Genomic DNA, 15,029 nt, shown 5'->3' with positions numbered 1-15,029 from the left:
GAATAGTCGATTTTAGCTCAAATCACGGAAGATGTGAAACATTGAATAGGAACAGCAAAGCCGTCCGGCGGCAACCGAACGGCTTTGCAAACTCTCACCAGCCTGTAGGCTGATATGCTTATCACACTACAAATGTAGTGCTATTTTTTTTTAGATTATAAAATTATACATCATGGAAGCGCTTCAATTAGAGTTTTATAAAGATTCAAATATGCAATTGCAAAGCGATTATTATCGCAATTTGCCAATATGTAACTTTATTCAATTTGGAGTATTGTTTATTAACTTAAAAAAGAAAGGAAAGCATTTTGCGGCATTTCGTAATATGCTGGAACATTTTGTAAACTATCAGGAATATCTTGGTCGCTCTTTTTCTACAAAAGAAGTAGGTAAAGAAGAAATAGATGGATTTGTTGAATATTTACATGTGGAAAAGTGTCTTAAAATATCTACAATTCAGGCAATGGTTATAAAACTTAAATACTTGTTGGGTAAAGCGTATTTAAATGGCTGGGCTGTTGATGACTCTTATACCGATGCAAAGGTTCACGAAAGTATTTCTACACAAATCTATTTAAAGGAAAAAGAGGTCGCAAGACTGTATTATTATAAAGGATTGACTAAAAAAGAAGAAGAAATACGGGACCTATTTATAGTTGGTTGTATGACTGGACAGCGATACTCTGATTATTCTCGTTTATCTAAAGATAATATAGTCGGTGATAATATCCATGTACTTCAGAAAAAAACAAGAAATAAGGCGGTTGTACCTATGACAGATTATGTTCGTGAAATATTTAATAAATACGGTGGCAATTTGCCTCCTGCTCGCTGTATACAATACTTTAATAAAGCTATTAAAGTTATCTGTAAAAAAGCTGGATTGACTGACTTAGTTATATACGAAGAAGATAGAGGAGGCGATATTGTGATGATTAAAAAGCCTCAGTATGAGATGATATCTTCTCATACTGCGCGCAGAACATTTGCAACGAATATGGTTCGCAACAATGTGTCAACAAGTAAGATAAGGAAATGTACAGGGCATAAATCATCTGCTTGTTTTGACAGATACGACCGGATGACGTTGGAAGATAATGCCAGAGCGTTAGCCGGGAACGGATATCTTTCGTAAAGGATTTTAATTAATAGTAATATGAAGCAACTATTCAGTAAGTTATCAAAAGATTTTGTAGCCAATCAGGATATAAGGGATAATAGTCGAGCCTTGTATCTTAGGGTTCTTGCTCAGTTTGCAAAGTGGGTCGTAATAACAGGGCGGAATATAAAAGAACTCAAAAGGTCGGATATAATAGAATATAAGGCAACTATGTTGCGTGAAAATAAATCTGATAAAACTATAGACCTATATCTGATAGTTGTAAGGATGTTCTTTGATTATTGTGAAAGAACAGGAGAACATGAAAACATAGCAGCAGGTATCAAGGTAAAACATAATTATAAAGGGTATAGGAAAGCCCATTTGTCAGTATTAGAGATTGAAAAACTATTCAAATCTATTGATACAACAACAATATTCGGAAAGCGTGATTATGCTTTAATAAATTTGATGTTGCGTTCTGGTATTAGATGCATAGAAGCTTCTCGTTTACGTGTTTGTGATGTCTGTATGTCGGATGACAGATGCCATATAGACATACAACGCAAGGGTGAGAATGGACGTGAAAGGTTGGGATTAACTAAAAAACCAGTTGCCCCTTTAATGGAATATCTTAAATATCGTGGGGTGTCTTCGGAAAACGAGAATGTGTTTCTGTCTCATTCTTCAAAAGGTGAGTATCCATTAACGGCAAGAAGTATAAGCCGAATAGTTACAAACTATATGAAGAAAGCAGGAATCTATACTAAAGAAAAGACTGCGCATTCACTCCGGCATACTGCCGCTGTTCAAGCTATTATTCATAAAGTTCCGATAAAAGAGGTACAATTAATGTTAGGACACCGGAGGATAGAAACGACAGAAATTTATTTAAAGAGTGTTGATGATGATTTGAGGCTGGATAATCCTGCAGTTCGTGTGCTTGATGATGTTTTCTGATATGGGCTAGAAATGGTGCTAAATGACGTATTAAAACATAATAAAATAGTATAGCAAGTGAGTAAAGCAATAATTTATTGTTTTGTGTAATGCAAGGTACTATGTATTGTTTGTTACTTTTTGTGAAGCGGTTTTTAATGTTTAAAATGCCTCTGAACCAGCGGGGGGAGGGGGGGGTGAAAATCTCTGAGGCTAATTTAGCCGAGACCACTCCCCCAACCAAAAACGCGTGCGTGCAAAATTGGAGTTTTTTTGAAATATAGAATAGATATGGGAAAAGGAAGAAAAGCGACCCCTGACGCTATTAAAATACTTAGGGGAACAGATCAGCCTTGCAGAATGTCCGGTTGTGTGGATAATGCTGATAAGATTACTGATGTGAAACGTATATTATCAACGTCACGTCTTAAATTATTGCCTACAAAACGGGCTAAAGAGATTTTTAAGACTAAAGCGAATCAGTTGATTGCTTTAGGTGTTCTTACAGAATTAGACATTGAACATTTGGCTGTGTATGCTAATAGTTTGGATGTCTTATTTACATGTATGGAGGGGATGCGTAAACCTGCTGAACCTAAATATGATAAAAACCTGCAATTGACAGGGTATATTACTCGTCCAGAGACTAAGATGTACAAACAGATGGTTGATGATGTTAATAGAATAGGGGCTGAATTTGGTTTTACTCCGGTGTCCCGGCAGAGAATAAACCAGACACAACCTGAAAATGAAGACCCGTTTAAAAACTTATTGGATAATCTATGAAAAAGTCAGAGATTTATAAAAAGAAAGCATTGTCTTATATTGACCGTGTAATGTCAGGAGAGAGAATTGCAGGTGAGCTTGAAAAGTTAGCGGTTCAGAGACATTTGAATGATTTGGAAACGGCGACGGAAAAAGGGTTCTATTTTGATGAAAAGTCTGCTAAAAAGGCACTTGCTTTTTTTACATTTCTTCGTCATTATAAAGGGGAGTGGGCCGGGAAAGAATTAGAATTAGAAGATTGGCAGTGTTTTATTGTATGGTGTGTATTTGGCTGGAAAACACAGGATGGTCGCCGACGTTTTATGTATGTAGATGTCGAAGTTGCTAGAAAAAATGGTAAAACGACTTTTGCGGCAGGTATTGCACTTTACATGCTTGTATTGGATGGAGAGGCTGGAGCTGAAGTTTATTCGGCGGCAGTTGATAAAACACAGGCATCAATCTGTTGGGATGCTGCAAAACTGATGATTGAACAATCTCCAGAGTTAAAAACAATTATTACACTTTGGAAAACGTCAATAGTCTATGAACGGACAGCTTCAAGCTATAAGCCACTTTCAAAAGAAACAAAAAATAAAGACGGTTTGTCTCCGCATTGTGCTATATGCGATGAAATGCACGCTTGGACCAGTGATGATTTGTACCATCTTATAACTACCGGTATGGGAGCTAGGCGGCAACCTTTAGTGTTTTCAATTACAACGGCAGGTAGTAACATGTCATTACCCTACTATTCGATGCGGTCATTTTATGTGGATATTCTAAAGGGGGTTAAAGTACAGGATAATACTTTTGTCATTATATATTGTCCGGATACCGGGGATGAATGGGATGATATTACTACTTGGCAAAAAGCTAATCCAAATTATGGAATATCGGTTTATGAGCATTATATGTTGAATGAATTTACAAATGCAAAAAATAAAGGGGGTACTACAGAAGTTAATTTTAAAACCAAAAATTTAAACATGTGGGTGGATGCTCCTGACGTATGGATACAGGATGAAAAAGTTTTGGCGTGTGATTATGGTACAACTGAAGATGATTTGGAGGGTCAGGTATGTTATGCAGGACTTGACCTTGCTTCACATGTGGATATTAATTCACTTGCGTTATATTTTCCAAATCTTCCTGTTCCTGCGTTTCGATTTTATTTTTGGATACCTGAAGGTAAAGTTCTTCAGAAAGAGGACAGGATAGATTATCGTAAATGGCATAGTGAAGGGTGGATAAATATTACACCCGGTGATGTGATTGATATTGATTTTTTTGTGTCTGATATCTCAAATGTACTTAAGAAGTATGATGTTAAACGTGTTGCATTTGACCCAGCAAAAGCATATCATGGCGTTATACAAGGACTGCAAAAGTGTGGGTTTGACGAAATTCTGGATGAATTTAGCCAATCAATGCAAAATATGTCTGAACCGACAAAAAAAATAGAAGCAGATGTTACTGCTGGTGCTGTTGACTTGATGCGTAATCCGGTTATTAGATGGATGTTTCGAAATGTAGTTGTATATAGAGATGCGAATGATAATATTAAGCTGGATAAAAAGAGAAGCATTGAAAAAATAGATGGTGTGGTATCTATGGCAAATGCTTACGGTACATATATGTCGAAAGATGATGATGAGAGTATGTATACATTTCACGGGTTTTATACAGTGAATATGTAACGTTTAAACGATATATATGTTTTAGTTAATTGTGGTTAAATTAATGGTGTTGTTTGTTAAATATTGAACTTGTTTAATTATAAAAGTACAAACTTTTTTTGTATTTATATTTTTAGCCATTATGGATATTAATAAATATTCGTAATGGCTATTTTTATACTGTTGTATTGTATGTATTTATTTTAGATGTTTGTATAAAATAATCAAGAATGGAATTGAATTTTAATATAAAAATAGGCAACCCGTTTAAACGTTCTATCGTTGAAGATGAGACGCAAAAAACAAATGTTGTAGGAGATAAAAATATGACATTCGATTCTATGTCTTTTTTTAATGGCATTGGTTCAGAAATACCGCTAAGTACAGCAATGAAATTTACGGCTGTATTTGCAGCCATGAGGTTACGAGCGGAGTGTGTTGCTTCACTTCCTAAAACACTAACAGAACGTATTGAAGGTGGAAAAATAGAAGCTTTAAATCATCCTGTTTATAAGCTAATAAAGTATCGTCCAAATAGTTATATGAATGTATTTTCATATTGGGAGTATATTAATTCTTGCTTGGATGGTTGGGGAAATGCATATGTTTTAATAAAGCGAAATAGTTCTGCTGTTCCTGTTGAATTACTACCTATACATCCATCTTATGTTTATGTAACGCTTTCGAATGGGAAAAAGTGGTTTCGTATATCCGGGTCAAAATGGTATGATGGGGTATACAGTGATGATGATATGTTACACTTTTTCTCGCTATCTATCGATGGAATTAAAGGTGTCAATCCTATTTCGTATAATTCGGCTGCTATAAAGTCTGGAATTTCAGCAACCTCTTTCGGTAATGAGTTCTTTGAGAAAGGAGGGAATATTAAGGCTGTTCTTGAGAATGATAAGGCTATGGGGGTCGCTGATTTTAAACTTTTTCAAGAAAAGTTTAACGGTAATGCTAATCATGAAACAGCCTTACTTGATGGTGGTTGGAAATATAAGCCAGTCGGCGTTGCTCCTGAAGCTGCTCAGATGTTACAAACAAGAACATTTGCTCTTCAGGATATAGCGCGCATTTTCAATGTTCCTCCGCATTTACTTGCAGAACTTAGTCGTGCTACATTTTCTAATATAGAACACCAAGATATCCAGTTTATAAAGTATTCAATTCGTGCTACACTGAAGCGCTATGAGGTTGAACTTGAGAATAAGCTGCTTTTTGATAAGGAACTGGGAAGGTTTGAATTTAAGTTCAATATAGACGGCTTTTTACGTGGGGACATGAAAACGCGTTCGGCTTTTTATCATAATGCAATTCTTGACGGTTGGTTAAATCGTAATGAAGTGCGTGAAATGGAGAATAGAAATAGTGTTGACGGCTTGGATGAATATTTATATCCGTCAAATCAAAATATAACAGGAAAAGAAGAAAACGTAGATTCGGGAAAGGAGAAAGATAATGAGTAATGTGAGAAAATTTGGTAAGGATGTAGAAAAAACGAGGACTATTCCTTTTGTTTTTTCTGATGAAACAAAAGACTCGTACGGCACAGTATTTACTGCAAATGATTGGGTCTTGGATAGATTTGATAAGAATGGTATAGTTTTATTCAATCATAACGCCTATTCTTCTGACCCTAATATGGCTATTGGAAGTGCTCGTGCATGGATAGAAGGTAATAAGTTATTGGGAGAAATAACATTTGAGAAAAAAGAAATAAATCCATTAGCAGAAACGGTGTTTAGGAAATTTTTGGCCGGGACTTATAAAGGGGTATCTGTCCGCTATTTTCCGCTTGAAAATGGTAAATGGGGAGAAGGAACTGAAGCACTTGAGGGCGAAAATCCAACATATTATATCGGGAAACGTGAATTGATTGAAATATCGGTTGTTCCTGTTCCTTCTAATAAAAATGCTTTGGTGCGTTCTCTGGGTAGTGAAACAACAATTGAACTAGCTGAAGGAGAAGGCTTTTATATTGACGGATTGGTACGTTGTATTGATATAGAAGATACCGGAGAAAATGAAAGGGGGGTAAATGAACAGGACGAAACGTTTATCCGGTCAATTATTGAAGGTTATGAGGCTATTTGTAGGTATTAAAAAATAATGATTATGTCAAGAAAAAGAAAAGATGTTCAAAACGAACTTAGTAAAAAATTGTCCGATATGCGCGCAATCATGGGCAAACCTGAAGAACAGGAAAAATTGCGTACAATGCAGGCTGAAGTTGAGAGTCTAACTGAAGAATTGAACCGTATTAATATTGATGAAGCGGCGGAACGTGCTATTGCCAACAGTATGTTATCTGATGATGTAAAAGAAACTGCTCGAAAATTTTCTTTTGCTAAGTTTTTCAGAGAATTGTCTTCAAAGGAAGGACTAACAGGCGTTGAATTGGAAATGTCGCAACTGGCAAAGCAGGAATGTGAACGGTCCGGCATTGCACTTAAGGGAACTGGTATTCCTGTATGTGTGCTTAACTATAGTCGTGCTTTTGCAGGAATGACAGCCGGAACTCAAACTGATGGTGGATATACTATCGCTACATCATTGCGATATCAGGAAGAACTACGTAAACGTCTTGTGCTAGCATCTGCCGGTGCACAGTATGTTGGAGGTCTAACCGGTAATATTACAATAATTGACGGAAAACATATAACAGCGAACTGGGAAGGTGAAAATACTACTGCGTCTGATGTTAAAAAAACATTTACTACTCGTGAACTTAAGCCTAAACGATTAGCAGTGAATGTTCCTATTTCAAAACAGCTAATCATACAAAGTTCATGGGATGTTGAGCAGATGATTATTTCAGACATTCTTAACGCACATGCGGAGGCATTGGAAACTGCTGCAATAAATGGAAGTGGAGAAGGACAACCTACTGGTATTCTTAATACTTCAGGTATTGGTTCTGTTGTTATTGGTGAAAATGGGGGAGCAGTGACATTTGGTAAAATGGTTGATTTGGAAACAGCTATTTCGATTCGTAATGCTGATTTAGGGTCTTTGGCTTATCTTACAAACAGTAAGGTAAGAGGTGCATTGAAACAAACATTGAGGTCGCAAGGTGGTTCCGGTTATATCTGGGAAAATGGGGAGGTTAACGGATATAAAGCCTATGCATCTAATATCATTCCTTCCGATATTAAAAAAGGAACAGGTACTAATTTGAATGCGGCTTTATTCGCAAACTTCAATGACCTGTTAATCTGCCAGTGGGGTGGATTGGATGTTATATCTGACCCTTATACACTTAAAAAGGAGGGGGCGATAGAAATCACAATGAATGCTTATCATGATGTGTTCGTTCGTAGGGCAGAATCATTTGCTGCAATAAAAGATATCGCTGTATGATGTGGGTTGAATTTGTGAAGTCCCGGCAAGGGTTAGCATACTTTGCCGGGGATATCGTAAAGATGGATGAAGAGAATGCGAAGACTCTTATTGATGAAGGGTTTGTAAAACCATCCCAGCAACCTGATGAAAGTGATTTGCCGATTGATTTACCAGCTCGTTCTGCCCTGATTAAAGAAGGGTTAATCTCTAAGGATGCTGTACTTGCAGCTAAGGAAGTACTGACAGATATAAAAGGCATTGGCGAAAAGACTGCCGCTGAAATTATTGAAATACTTGGAAAGTAATGGTGAATTTAAACAATAGCCCGGTATCACTTGAAGAATTTAAGCAACATTTGCGAATATTTCATGATATGCAGGATAGTAATCTGACAACAATGTTGCTTGCTGCTGTAGGAAGTGTTGAGAAGTTTACAGGAGTTGATTTTGCCGTTGACTATAAAGACAATGTACCTTACCAACTAAAAGCTGCTATTCTGTTGACTGCCGGGAGATTGTTTGAAAATCCTACTGATGCGATGGATGGTATACCTACTGTTGCGCAAAATTTAATTAGAGATTTCAGATGGGAGAAGTAAAAGTAAATATAGGAAAGATGCATTATAAAATGCAACTTTTTAAGCCACATAAGAATAAATGTCCTTCTGGAGAAGTGGTACAAGAATATAATCCGGATGCAGTGTTTTTAGCAGAAATTGTTAGTTGTGTAAATTCCGGAGAGCGTATAGATGAATCTGTTCCTGGGAGGCATTATTTAAATTTCAATGCTTCATTTTTTGATATTACAACAGAATGGAAAGTTGAGTATAACTCAATTAGATATGATATTAATAAAATAGAACCTGTTGGAGTTGGATTATATGCCTATTATGAGTGCTCAAGTGTAAAACTCGTGTAATATGGATAACGAAGGATGGCTAATAGATGCTCACCAAATGTATCGGATGATTGATGATTTGGATTTGAATAATAAGGACTTAAAGATAGCTTTTAGAAAAGCATTGTCTACGTCTTCTAAACTTATTAAGAAAGAAGCTGCGACAAGACTTGGACAGGTTGTTTATAAAAGCGGTCCTATTAAAAATTCCAGTCTGTTATCTGTTGCTATTAATATTAATATATATCGTTCGGGCCGTGGTGCAACAATCGGATTATTTGACAATAGGAAGTCTACAATAAGATACAAGGGTGAGACTTATAAGAACACTGCTTATATTTTAAGATGGATTAATAGCGGAACAAAAATCAGATTGTTGAAAGGAAGGGGGAAATATCCGCGTGATACAAACAGGGGAAAGATGGAAGAGAAACCCTTTTTTGAAACGGCAGTTAGGGTTAAAATCAAAGATGCGCAAGATATTTTAAATGATAATATTGAGAAGGAAATAGTAAAAATAGCAAATAAGAAAAGACAATGAGTTTATTAATAGGTAATCATATATTCAGCGTGTTAACATCAGATGAAGATGTTAAACGAATAGTGGAAGAACGCATATTTCCTATTGTTGTACCTGAGCAAACTAAAAAAAGTTTCGTCTTATACGATGAGATAAATGTTTCGGGAGAATATACAAAAGATGGCTTGATAGGTGATGTAACATGCGTATCCGTTAAATGCGCATCTGAGCGGTTCGAAACTGTTTCTATTCTAGCTGATAATGTACGTATGGTTTTGGAAAGCAGCTCTAAGCAGTATGAAGGTTATTCAATAGAAGGTTCCTGTCTTAAAAATAGTACTGTTGGATATGACAGTGGACTATATGTATTTGTGTTAAATTTTGAATTTCAAACAACTTATTAATCATATGAAACGAAAAGTAATAAAAGGTAAAGACCTTATGATTTTTGTCAGTGGCAAGGCGATTGCTCTAGCTACATCTTGTAATATAGATTTGACTGCTACCACTGAAGATGCAGCCAGTAAGGATAGTGGTGGTTGGGATGATCCAGAGGTTACGGGGTACGGATGGTCTGGAGGTTCAGAAAATATTTGTGGAGCGGATGAAGATGCTAGCCAAGATATTACGTATGATGAACTTCTGGAACAGTGCATGTCTGGTGAACCGGTTGATATAAAATTTGGAATACCTGCAAACGCTAATAATGAGGGTGTTCCTGATGGCGGATGGTTAGTCCCATCAAAAGGATATTCCGGTAAAGCTATTATTGAGAGTGTAAAGATTACAGCCGCTAATAAACAGAACGGAACAGTGTCTGTATCTTTAAAAGGTAAGGGTAAACTTGAAAAGATAAAACCGTCATGAAAATGGTGATTGAAGGTAAAGAATATGAAGTATCATACTCTTTACGTATGTACTACACCTATGAACTTATTACAAATAAAACTTTTATAGGTGGAACGCTTTTATCTATGTCTTTGCTGTTTTTTTCTGCACTACTTTCTAAATATAATGATTTCCAATATACGTTTGATGAGTTTGTGGATATATTGGATGAAGATAAAACTCTACTAGAAAAATTCGTGAAGTTTTATATGGCAGAAATGGAGAAAATAAATCAGGAGACAGATAAAAAAAAAGTGAAGAAAAAGAAATAACAAGTGTTCGGGAGTTATACCGTATTTGTGTTGGTCGTTATGGTATGGCCCCTGACTACTTTCTTGATTGTGCTAATATAGATGAAATAGCTGATTTTCTAAAAGGTGCATCTATTCGTAGTCATGATGCATGGGAACAAGCTAGATTTAAATCGTTTATAATAGCTAGGGCTTTTGGGTGTGATGCGGAAACAGTAGAAGAATTTATGCCTTTTCCATGGGATGATAACAAAGATGTAGAAGTTGCAGACCCTGTGAACATGGAAGCTTTGAGTAGATTACGAAAAGAAGCAAAAGAATTTGAAAAAGATTTGAAAAATGGCTGATATATTTGCGAGACTTAGGTTAACAACAGAGGAGTATGATAAAAATCTGAGGCGGTCTAGACAGCAGATGCAGGATTTTGAAAAATTTACAAAATTTGCATCTGGAACTGTCCTTAAGTTTATGGGTGCTTTGGGTGCTGGCGTTACTGTGGCTGAAGGTTTTAACAAGTCTATAAATTCAAGTCAGACATTAAGCGATGAATATAATAGAACATTAGACGGTTTAAAAGGAACGGTAGATAATTTATTTTACTCATTTGCCAATGGTGATTGGAGTCCATTTTTACAAGGTCTTAGTAATTCTATACAATTGGCTAGAGAGGCATATACTGCCCTTGACCAGTTGGGTAATACTAAAATGAGCTATGGGTATTTCAATATGAAAAATCAAGCTGGTTTACAAGAGCAGATTGCGATATTGAAAGACAAAAATTCTACTGCGGAGCAAAAAGCATTAGCAGAGGTAGAGGCAAAAAAAATAATAGCTGATCAAAAAGAAATAACAGAACAATTGTCTCGTCGTAGTTTTGATGCATTGAGAGCTATAGTGCAAAAATCTACAGGTTTTGATAATTTGGATGTTTCTCAAATGAATCTAGAAAAGATTTTTCGTCTGGATGTGTCTGCTATGGGGGATGAAGAAAAGGCGAAATTGTCGGCTATGTATGACGAATTTAAAAAACGTTCTATTGAATTACAAAAGCAAAATTCTAAAGTCGATTTTGTACAATCTGGAATAACAGGTGTTCAAATGAAAACGGTAGTAGATCAAGATAAATTTAAAGAAGCATTAAAACCACTTTTGAAACAATATGAAGATGCAATTTACTATAACTCTATTTTGGTAAAAGAAAGCGATGAATGGTTAAAGAATGTATTAGGAATAGGCTCGGAAGCTTTTATTGCAAATAGAACGTTTTCCAGTATGGTTAAATCAATGAACCGGGCATCGCAATCTGAAAGTATAATAAGTACTCCCAAAAAGGAAAAAGAAAGTTTTTCCTCTGGTAGCATAGGGGCTGTTAAAGCCGAAATCTCAGAATTACAAAAAAAGTATGAACAGGCTGCAGATGATGGAACTCGTATCGGTTTGAATAAAGCTATTAAGGAAGCTAAAACGAAATTAGATCGGATGTTGTTTGCATCTGACCTCAAACCAATTGCAGGACCTGCTTTTATTGAGCATAAAGGTAAAAATCCGGCTAGTGCATTAGGTGATAAGATTAAACCGGTAATATCTAATAACGATGTAAGGGTTACACAGGATTACAATGAAGCTCTTAGTAGTACGCTTAATATGATACAGGCTATTGGAAGTGCTACAGGTGAAGGTGCTGCTGGGTGGTTATCATATGGTGTTAATTGTGTTACGGCATTAGGAAATACTTATCAGGCTTTACAAAAAGTTATTCCTGCTTTAATGGTTAAAGCTACGGTAGAAGCTGCAGGAAGTGCAGCAGGAACGCCAATTGTCGGATGGATTACAGCCATTGCTGCTGTGGGGGCTATGATGGCTGCATTTTCTAGTCTTCCGAAATATGAAACAGGAGGTATTGTTTCCGGAACATCATACCGTGGTGATAATATTCTAGCTCGTGTTAACTCAGGAGAATTGATATTAAACAGAGCACAACAGCGTAATATCGCGTATCAACTTACGGCAGGGGCAGCTACACGGGTGGATGTTAATGTTATCGGTCATATTTCTGGTCGTGATTTAGAATTTGTAATGGATAAACGTAAAAGATATAACGAGCGTGTTCAATGAGTTTATATAAAAGATATACTGCTAAATTCCGGGACTTATATCAGGTTCTGTATGATGTTGAAATATGGCAAGAGTCCGGTAAGGCTTTTGTTATAGAAGAAATACAACTCGCTCGCGAAGCTGTTACAATAGAGTGGGCTAAACTTGATAAACTTGTTCCTATCCGTAGTAGTGCTGCTACTCTTAAAGTATTGTGTCATGAAGACAGGAAATTTACAGATTTATACACAACTAGTATTAAATCAATCCGATTGGATATTTATCGTAATGGTTCATTATATTGGAGTGGGACAATAGACACCGAATTGTATGAAGAACCTTACTATACCCCTAAAGGATATGTTGTTACATTAACGTTTAGTGATTTTTCTGTTTTAGACCGTATAAAATATCAAGAAACAGGTTTTATTCTGTTGAAAGATTTATTGGACAAATTGGTTTTTGAAACAGGTATAAATACTGGAGGAGTAATTACTCACCTGTCAACAAAGATGGGACATATAGATTTTGTTGGTATACTGGATGGCATTAATCTTTTAAGCGAAAATTTTTATGACGAAGATGGAGAAGCAAATACCTTAAAGGATGTACTTGAATATATTCTTACACCTTTAACTGCTCATATTCAACAAAAGAATGGGAATATACATGTATTTGATATAAATCAGATTGTTACGGAAGAAACTAAACCTGTTAAATGGGTAAGAAAAGATAGTATTTTAGGATTTGATAAGATATACAATAATGTTAATTTGACATTTTCCCCGTATGACGTTGCCGATTTGATTAAAAGTGAAATACCAGAAGATGATTTTCCTGTAGATAGTCAAATGACAAATACCGTAGTGCGGGTTAATTATGAGAACTTGGGAACTTCTAGTGAACAACCAATTGGATTTACTATTTACATTGCTGCAGAAAGAGGAGATAATGTGTATACATTGACAGACCCAACAGCACGATATTTTAATATCCAGTCTGTTTACAGTGGAGAGCCTTCTAGGGGTGTTGCTTGGACAATCTTTCCACGTGATATAAGTTTTGTTAACGCTGCAATATCCTGTTTCTCGGAAGGGAATCCGAATGGAACTCATGTGAAAGGAGAAATGTTCAGGCTTAAGAAGCAGCCATATATAGGCTATTATTCCACAAATGATTACTTGCTTAAAATCTCTCTTGATTTTTTATTCGATGTCCGTTATAATCCGTTTGAACAAGCGGGAAAATATAATGAACAAGGAAATTGGGATAAATTGCAATCGTGGTCTAATTATGCTTATGTCCCGGTTATGATAACACTTCGGGACCGGGATGGCATAGCTAAATATCATTATGTTAACAATAGTGTATTTAATCATATTGGATATAACGTAGAAGGGAAATGGGTTAAAGGAGAAAGTACATGGGGTGACGCTTATCTATGTTATTATGATGTAAATGATCGTTATAAAGCATCAGGTCTAGGAGGATGGCAAACTAATAGGCAGATAACTGGTGTTTGGGGTGACGACTTTCCTGAGGCAATAACGCGACGAGGAACAGGTGAGTATATTCCGTTACCTCCTGCCGCTGGTTGGTTGGATATACGGGTTGGTGTGGGCATTATACAGCACAATCAGTATATAAACTGGACAGAAGAAGATATATATAGCTTAACAAGATGGGTGTTGTATAAGGATTTGTCTGTCGAAATTGTCGATAAATATGGTAAGTCCGTAAATCTAACGGACCAAGTACATACGGCTTGGATGGATAAGAATGCAGCGGAAAAATACGAATTAACAACACATATAGGCACATCCTCTGCTTGTAGCCCTGCTGCTCGTGGTTTAATGTTTATGGCCTATTCGGATGGGATTGTAACAGAACTACATAGAAATGGAATAACTGCTGGTGTTGAAGAACTGGCGATAGGTACTATTTATTCCCAATTTGCATCAAGAAAAAATAAATTGACAGGAACAGTAATGATTGTACCTGAATTTACAGTTCTTTCTGATAACAATACACTTGGGAAATTTATGTTGACGTATGAATATCAGAATCTAAGTGCAGCTACTTCTGATATAAGTATGGTTGAAATAGAAGCTGATAATTATGAAGGAGTAGAATTTACAGATAATGGCGCTTAAATATACATATAAAGTTAAGCAGATAGCTGCAATGCCCCGTACCGGTCGTGCTTTGGATGCTTTGTCTGGGGGAGTTGTTACTTCTTCCGCTGTTTCTACATCTGGAAGTGGCAGTACCCCCGGAAGTGCAACAGACCATAGTCAGTTGACAGGTATAGTTAGTACAGCGGATAAATATTCAGGTAATGCAAAAGATATACACCTTACCGCAAATGATGCAGATGCGCTAAAACGTATTTCATCCATTGAAATAATTGAATCTACAGATTTTGTTACCCTTCCGTCTGACAGCAATGTCTACTCTGCTTTAATGACCGATTGGAAAATCTACAAGGCAATAGAAGATAATTTGGTAAGTTTAGACGGAATGTTTCTTCGCAAAGACATTCCGGACAC

18 protein-coding genes are annotated in these 15,029 nt (G+C 36.3%); all 18 read left to right on the top strand.

What is annotated here, in order from left to right; all coding sequences use genetic code 11:
* Positions 1–172: 172 nt before the first annotated feature.
* On the top strand, positions 173–1,135 hold the full coding sequence (locus DW103_RS17165) for a site-specific integrase (RefSeq protein WP_122278393.1): 963 nt from the start codon (positions 173–175) through the stop codon (positions 1,133–1,135).
* A gap of 21 nt (positions 1,136–1,156) precedes the next feature.
* Positions 1,157–2,059: a tyrosine-type recombinase/integrase gene (locus DW103_RS17160; protein ID WP_122278391.1), complete on the top strand. Its 903-nt coding sequence runs from the start codon at positions 1,157–1,159 to the stop codon at positions 2,057–2,059.
* A gap of 270 nt (positions 2,060–2,329) precedes the next feature.
* Positions 2,330–2,824: a P27 family phage terminase small subunit gene (locus tag DW103_RS17155; protein ID WP_122278389.1), complete on the top strand. Its 495-nt coding sequence runs from the start codon at positions 2,330–2,332 to the stop codon at positions 2,822–2,824.
* Positions 2,821–4,503, top strand: coding sequence for a terminase large subunit (locus DW103_RS17150; RefSeq protein WP_122278387.1), 1,683 nt, complete (start codon positions 2,821–2,823; stop codon positions 4,501–4,503). Before DW103_RS17155 ends, DW103_RS17150 begins: the two co-directional genes overlap by 4 nt.
* Before the next feature lie 209 nt (positions 4,504–4,712).
* On the top strand, positions 4,713–5,954 hold the full coding sequence (locus DW103_RS17145) for a phage portal protein (RefSeq protein WP_122278385.1): 1,242 nt from the start codon (positions 4,713–4,715) through the stop codon (positions 5,952–5,954).
* 1 nt (position 5,955) lies between these two features.
* Positions 5,956–6,591, top strand: coding sequence for an HK97 family phage prohead protease (locus DW103_RS17140; protein WP_233545726.1), 636 nt, complete (start codon positions 5,956–5,958; stop codon positions 6,589–6,591).
* A 12-nt stretch (positions 6,592–6,603) separates the two neighbouring features.
* Positions 6,604–7,848: a phage major capsid protein gene (locus DW103_RS17135; protein ID WP_158576708.1), complete on the top strand. Its 1,245-nt coding sequence runs from the start codon at positions 6,604–6,606 to the stop codon at positions 7,846–7,848.
* Positions 7,845–8,135 carry a hypothetical protein gene (locus DW103_RS17130; RefSeq protein ID WP_122278379.1) on the top strand — a complete coding sequence of 97 codons (291 nt, stop codon included), beginning with the start codon at positions 7,845–7,847 and terminating at the stop codon, positions 8,133–8,135. The genes DW103_RS17135 and DW103_RS17130 overlap by 4 nt, the downstream gene beginning before the upstream one ends.
* Positions 8,135–8,428: a head-tail connector protein gene (locus DW103_RS17125; protein WP_122278377.1), complete on the top strand. Its 294-nt coding sequence runs from the start codon at positions 8,135–8,137 to the stop codon at positions 8,426–8,428. The genes DW103_RS17130 and DW103_RS17125 overlap by 1 nt, the downstream gene beginning before the upstream one ends.
* Positions 8,416–8,748 (top strand): hypothetical protein, encoded by a 333-nt coding sequence (locus DW103_RS17120; protein ID WP_122278375.1) that lies wholly within the window; start codon positions 8,416–8,418, stop codon positions 8,746–8,748. Before DW103_RS17125 ends, DW103_RS17120 begins: the two co-directional genes overlap by 13 nt.
* Before the next feature lies 1 nt (position 8,749).
* Positions 8,750–9,268: a hypothetical protein gene (locus DW103_RS17115; RefSeq protein WP_122278373.1), complete on the top strand. Its 519-nt coding sequence runs from the start codon at positions 8,750–8,752 to the stop codon at positions 9,266–9,268.
* Entirely contained in the window at positions 9,265–9,651 is a 387-nt protein-coding gene (locus DW103_RS17110) for a DUF3168 domain-containing protein (RefSeq protein WP_122278371.1), read from the top strand. Before DW103_RS17115 ends, DW103_RS17110 begins: the two co-directional genes overlap by 4 nt.
* Positions 9,652–9,655: 4 nt before the next feature.
* Positions 9,656–10,114 (top strand): phage tail protein, encoded by a 459-nt coding sequence (locus DW103_RS17105; protein WP_122278369.1) that lies wholly within the window; start codon positions 9,656–9,658, stop codon positions 10,112–10,114.
* Positions 10,111–10,407, top strand: a complete 297-nt coding sequence (locus DW103_RS17100; RefSeq protein ID WP_122278367.1) for a hypothetical protein — start codon at positions 10,111–10,113, stop codon at positions 10,405–10,407. The genes DW103_RS17105 and DW103_RS17100 overlap by 4 nt, the downstream gene beginning before the upstream one ends.
* Before the next feature lie 44 nt (positions 10,408–10,451).
* The gene (locus tag DW103_RS17095; protein ID WP_122278364.1) at positions 10,452–10,733 is read left to right on the top strand and encodes a hypothetical protein; all 282 of its coding nucleotides are present in this window, start codon (positions 10,452–10,454) and stop codon (positions 10,731–10,733) included.
* Positions 10,726–12,501, top strand: coding sequence for a hypothetical protein (locus DW103_RS17090; RefSeq protein ID WP_147381235.1), 1,776 nt, complete (start codon positions 10,726–10,728; stop codon positions 12,499–12,501). The genes DW103_RS17095 and DW103_RS17090 overlap by 8 nt, the downstream gene beginning before the upstream one ends.
* The gene (locus DW103_RS17085; protein WP_122278360.1) at positions 12,498–14,633 is read left to right on the top strand and encodes a hypothetical protein; all 2,136 of its coding nucleotides are present in this window, start codon (positions 12,498–12,500) and stop codon (positions 14,631–14,633) included. Before DW103_RS17090 ends, DW103_RS17085 begins: the two co-directional genes overlap by 4 nt.
* Positions 14,623–15,029 (top strand): hypothetical protein (locus DW103_RS17080; RefSeq protein ID WP_147381234.1); only part of this gene is annotated, 407 nt, incomplete at its 3' end. The genes DW103_RS17085 and DW103_RS17080, both read left to right, overlap by 11 nt.

The sequence above is a fragment of the Parabacteroides sp. AM08-6 genome, from assembly GCF_003473295.1.
In the GTDB taxonomy this organism is placed as follows: domain Bacteria; phylum Bacteroidota; class Bacteroidia; order Bacteroidales; family Tannerellaceae; genus Parabacteroides.
This window is presented reverse-complemented; position numbering and strand designations above follow the sequence as displayed.

What these genes read in the sequence shown, in the direction of transcription:
- DW103_RS17165 (WP_122278393.1), top strand. Translation starts at nt 173, where the DNA reads ATGGAAGCGCTTCAATTAGAGTTTTATAAAGATTCAAATATGCAATTG.
- DW103_RS17160 (WP_122278391.1), top strand. Translation starts at nt 1,157, where the DNA reads ATGAAGCAACTATTCAGTAAGTTATCAAAAGATTTTGTAGCCAATCAG.
- DW103_RS17155 (WP_122278389.1), top strand. Translation starts at nt 2,330, where the DNA reads ATGGGAAAAGGAAGAAAAGCGACCCCTGACGCTATTAAAATACTTAGG.
- DW103_RS17150 (WP_122278387.1), top strand. Translation starts at nt 2,821, where the DNA reads ATGAAAAAGTCAGAGATTTATAAAAAGAAAGCATTGTCTTATATTGAC.
- DW103_RS17145 (WP_122278385.1), top strand. Translation starts at nt 4,713, where the DNA reads ATGGAATTGAATTTTAATATAAAAATAGGCAACCCGTTTAAACGTTCT.
- DW103_RS17135 (WP_158576708.1), top strand. Translation starts at nt 6,604, where the DNA reads ATGTCAAGAAAAAGAAAAGATGTTCAAAACGAACTTAGTAAAAAATTG.
- DW103_RS17130 (WP_122278379.1), top strand. Translation starts at nt 7,845, where the DNA reads ATGATGTGGGTTGAATTTGTGAAGTCCCGGCAAGGGTTAGCATACTTT.
- DW103_RS17125 (WP_122278377.1), top strand. Translation starts at nt 8,135, where the DNA reads ATGGTGAATTTAAACAATAGCCCGGTATCACTTGAAGAATTTAAGCAA.
- DW103_RS17120 (WP_122278375.1), top strand. Translation starts at nt 8,416, where the DNA reads ATGGGAGAAGTAAAAGTAAATATAGGAAAGATGCATTATAAAATGCAA.
- DW103_RS17115 (WP_122278373.1), top strand. Translation starts at nt 8,750, where the DNA reads ATGGATAACGAAGGATGGCTAATAGATGCTCACCAAATGTATCGGATG.
- DW103_RS17110 (WP_122278371.1), top strand. Translation starts at nt 9,265, where the DNA reads ATGAGTTTATTAATAGGTAATCATATATTCAGCGTGTTAACATCAGAT.
- DW103_RS17105 (WP_122278369.1), top strand. Translation starts at nt 9,656, where the DNA reads ATGAAACGAAAAGTAATAAAAGGTAAAGACCTTATGATTTTTGTCAGT.
- DW103_RS17100 (WP_122278367.1), top strand. Translation starts at nt 10,111, where the DNA reads ATGAAAATGGTGATTGAAGGTAAAGAATATGAAGTATCATACTCTTTA.
- DW103_RS17095 (WP_122278364.1), top strand. Translation starts at nt 10,452, where the DNA reads ATGGCCCCTGACTACTTTCTTGATTGTGCTAATATAGATGAAATAGCT.
- DW103_RS17090 (WP_147381235.1), top strand. Translation starts at nt 10,726, where the DNA reads ATGGCTGATATATTTGCGAGACTTAGGTTAACAACAGAGGAGTATGAT.
- DW103_RS17085 (WP_122278360.1), top strand. Translation starts at nt 12,498, where the DNA reads ATGAGTTTATATAAAAGATATACTGCTAAATTCCGGGACTTATATCAG.